The organism is Bacillus sp. GMs2/2 (genome assembly GCF_050172095.1).
Taxonomy (GTDB): Bacteria; Bacillota; Bacilli; order Bacillales; family Bacillaceae_G; genus Bacillus_A; species Bacillus_A cereus.
On sequence record NZ_JBNLYE010000395.1, the window covers coordinates 1 to 3,482 of the forward strand.

A 3,482-nucleotide genomic window follows, 5' to 3' on the forward strand; every position below is an offset into this window, starting at 1 on the left:
GTACTAGTATTTGTATACTTGGAATTAAAATCTCAGTAATATATGCTGACGTAATCGACAGATTCAGCATTTAAATATAGTTAGAAGAAAGAGAGGAGAAAATTATTTCTCCTTTCTTTTGTATTTCTACAATTTCTTATTTTAATAAATCCAATGTATGTAAAAGTAATCCCTTGTCTCCTACTTCTCCATGACCAGGTACTACCGAATTTATATTTCCATATCGCTTCAGCACATTCTCAATCGATGTAGACCATTCATTTACATACGCATCCGCAACATTTCCTAAATCTTTAGCTTCCGCAGATTTTACTAAACAGCCTCCAGCTAAAATTTGATATTGTGGCAACCAAACAACAATATTATCTTCTGTATGTCCTTTCCCTGGATAGAACGTTTCTACTTTTGTATTGCCAAACTTTAAACTCGTAATTGTTTGTAAATCTCCAAGCGGCTCTTCATATCCACTGTTCTTTGCTAGTTCTGCGGTTAATGCTGTACTATGCGCTTTAATGCCTCTTTCTTTCAACGCTGTTATTCCGCCAATTCGATCAGCGTGCGCATGTGTAATAATGACATCCGTTACGCGCTTCTGAAATTTCTTTTCTACCATTTCTATTAGTTCCTTCGTTAATTTGTTATCCCAAGAAGAATCAACAAGTACTAGCCCTTTAGAAGTATTAAGAACTAGACCGTTCGAAGGAACTGCTTCTCCACTAAAATAACCTAACTCCGTATGAACCCATACATTCTTGTTTAACTGAGATATTGAAATGGTTCCCGTCTCATTTTTGATTACTATTTGCTCTAGCTTTTGTTCTGCTTTCACAGAAGAAATTGTACTAACAAATTGAGTTATTCCTAGTAAACTAACACATACCCCTAATTTTAATAATGTATTCTTTTTCATTTTCTCCATCCTTCCTTTCAAACTAAATAGTTATTACCTATATTAGACAATTCATCTCAAATCTTTGTTCCATCGTTTTTTACATTTTTTTACACAAATGATAAAAAAGCGTACAAAATGTTGTACGCTTTAAAACTTAATCTTCCATTCCATAATTCTCAAACTCTTCCTCATTCCCATAAAATACATTCAAATCAATATACTTTTCTTTTCCATTATAACCGCTTAATCTCCCGCGGTTCGTGTATTGCCAAAACGTCCATTTTCTCTCATCAGATAAACTCGGTTTTGTAAGAACACTACGAATCCATATATCACATTTTGGATTCGCATCCTTTATATATAAATCATACGCCTCTTGCGTTGCATACAATATTACTTTCTTATCGTAATGTTTTTCTAGCATTTCAATCATGACCGCCAACTCTTTCGTAACATCTTCACGCTTAGGCGGATTATCTTTTTTGTTAGCGTAAAACTCAACATCAATCACGGGTGGCAATGCTTGTTTATATTTTGGAACAGTTCGTATAAATTGCTCTGCTTGTGTTTCACCCTTACTATTGAAACTAAAAAAATGATACGCTCCGATGCGCATATCTGTCTTATTCGCATTCCTCCAATTTTTCGAAAAGTACTCATCCACAAACGAACTTCCTTCAGTCGCCTTTATAAACGCAAACTTCATATTTTGCTTTTCCAACTCTCTCCAATCTATATCCCCTTGATACGATGCGACATCTACACCTTTTATTTCATACTTATCAGCACTTATTTGATTCGGAATGAATATGCCTTGAAAAACTAAGTAAACGACAACACTTATTACACTTATTAAAGTAAAGATTCCTCCTATAAAAAGCTTCTTTTTCATTCATATCACCCATCTTTACAAATTAAAATTCTACTTACCATTCACGCTTTTTATTAATTTTCATTTTTTCTTTAAACGCCTTCTCTAAATCAATATTTAATTTATTTGCTAAATCACATACATTCCAAATTACATCAAACATTTCTAAACCGATTTCTCTTTTCGCATCTTGTATTGTATCACGCTTTAATATGACTTCCGCTAATTCACCTAATTCCGCCATCGTATATATCGTACGCTCTTCAATTGTTGTATCTTGAAATCCTTTTTCTTTACTGAAATTTGATACATACCTCTGAAACTCCACAATATTCATACTTAATCTCCCCTCATTACCAATACTCCATTTTTCTATTACACTTAAAACCTAAATTATATTTTGTTAAATTATAACATTCGGACTATAATTTATTTATAGTCCATTAACGGAGGTGTTTGCAATGACTCTCTTCGCTTCACCAACATTATTTATAGTAGCAATCATTTCATTTGCACTAGCTTATTTCATCGGAGTAAAGCAGTACACTTGGCTCTTATCAGGATTCAACGAACGCCGCGTGCCTGATAAAGTGAAACTATCAAAAATAGTAGGTCTTTATAATTTAATTGCTGGTGTCATTGCGACAATCGGTAGTGTCTTCACTACGCCTAATGTCACAATCGTTATTCCTATCACTCTAATTGGACACTTTATAATCGCCGCTTATGTAAATACACGCATGGTGCAGTGAAAAAGATCACCCAAATGGATGATCTTTTTTATAATTTATCAACATATTGCTTCGCTTCTAGTAAGGAAAAACCAAAAGCTTCTCTTACTCTCTTAACTGCTGTAATTTTTTTGCCTTCTTCTACAAGCTGGCGTAGTTCTTTATTAATTTCAGGTTCTCTTTCTATAATTCCCATTTCTTTCGTAATTAATTGTAATCTATCTTCAATTCTCTTTAAACGCGCATCATTTTTCTTTTCAATTGTAGTTAATTTTTCAGCGATATAAATGAAACCAACAGCTACTATCAGTATAACCATCCAGAATTCCATGAATGTTCCCCCTTACTAACTTTCATTTGCTTTATTCCACTAACTTATGTAAATTTTACCACAATACACATTTAATGTATAATATCACTATATCAAACTGTTAATAAAACCTATTATTTTAAGAGGACACTTTATAAAAAGATTTTTAAATACGTTACTTCAATTTGTAGTTCTTTCAATCGTGCTACATTTGTTATTTGATATAGTTGGTTGGCTTGTTTTCAATGCACCAATTAAAAACAAACAAATCATCATTTCTTTAATAACAATCTCATGGGTTATGTACATGTACCGAGACAATTTTTTTCAAAAGTTCACTTCAAACTAACTAAAAAAGAAAACACTTCATTGGTGAGGTTGTAAAAACGTTATCCTTATAATGAAAATAAAGAAGCTGTTCCTTCCAGCTTCTTTATCTATATAACATTTTTCGCAACAATTTTTATATGTTCTGGTGCGATAATCTCCGTTATACTTTCTTGGAAATCTTCCCGCAACATTTCTTCCAAATGTTCTAACTGCACTTCAACATGTGTGCATTCTAAATTATGTATATTTAACAGTGCATAATGATCTTTTTTCTTAATTACTAAATATTGATTTTCCTCTGTCACAAGTACAGAACCTAATCGGACTCCTAATAAGCGTTGATCATCA

Annotated in this window: 7 protein-coding genes; 2 read left to right on the plus strand and 5 right to left on the minus strand. The window is 32.6% G+C overall.

Annotated features, from left to right (window positions below):
• Nucleotides 1-136: 136 nt before the first annotated feature.
• The 3 genes from bla2 to ACQGS6_RS24905 form a co-directional block, all read right to left on the minus strand.
• Entirely contained in the window at nucleotides 137-910 is a 774-nt protein-coding gene (gene bla2 / locus ACQGS6_RS24895) for a BcII family subclass B1 metallo-beta-lactamase (RefSeq protein ID WP_426965766.1), read from the minus strand.
• Between the two features lie 136 nt (nucleotides 911-1,046).
• On the minus strand, nucleotides 1,047-1,784 hold the full coding sequence (locus ACQGS6_RS24900) for a glycoside hydrolase family 25 protein (RefSeq protein ID WP_000727666.1): 738 nt from the start codon (nucleotides 1,782-1,784) through the stop codon (nucleotides 1,047-1,049).
• Between the two features lie 34 nt (nucleotides 1,785-1,818).
• Nucleotides 1,819-2,100, minus strand: a complete 282-nt coding sequence (locus ACQGS6_RS24905) for a MazG nucleotide pyrophosphohydrolase domain-containing protein (protein WP_001028132.1) — start codon at nucleotides 2,098-2,100, stop codon at nucleotides 1,819-1,821.
• 124 nt (nucleotides 2,101-2,224) lie between these two features.
• Between ACQGS6_RS24905 and ACQGS6_RS24910 the strand changes: the two genes are divergently transcribed.
• On the plus strand, nucleotides 2,225-2,515 hold the full coding sequence (locus ACQGS6_RS24910; RefSeq protein ID WP_000171773.1) for a DUF3784 domain-containing protein: 291 nt from the start codon (nucleotides 2,225-2,227) through the stop codon (nucleotides 2,513-2,515).
• 28 nt (nucleotides 2,516-2,543) lie between these two features.
• Here the strand turns inward: ACQGS6_RS24910 and ACQGS6_RS24915 are convergent, their stop codons facing one another.
• Nucleotides 2,544-2,825: a hypothetical protein gene (locus ACQGS6_RS24915; protein ID WP_000397724.1), complete on the minus strand. Its 282-nt coding sequence runs from the start codon at nucleotides 2,823-2,825 to the stop codon at nucleotides 2,544-2,546.
• Between the two features lie 133 nt (nucleotides 2,826-2,958).
• Here ACQGS6_RS24915 and ACQGS6_RS24920 point away from each other — a divergent pair, with 133 nt between their 5' ends.
• Nucleotides 2,959-3,153, plus strand: a complete 195-nt coding sequence (locus ACQGS6_RS24920) for a hypothetical protein (protein ID WP_000819661.1) — start codon at nucleotides 2,959-2,961, stop codon at nucleotides 3,151-3,153.
• Between the two features lie 88 nt (nucleotides 3,154-3,241).
• Here the strand turns inward: ACQGS6_RS24920 and ACQGS6_RS24925 are convergent.
• A partial coding sequence (locus ACQGS6_RS24925; protein WP_426965767.1) for a hypothetical protein occupies nucleotides 3,242-3,482 on the minus strand: 241 nt, incomplete at its 5' end.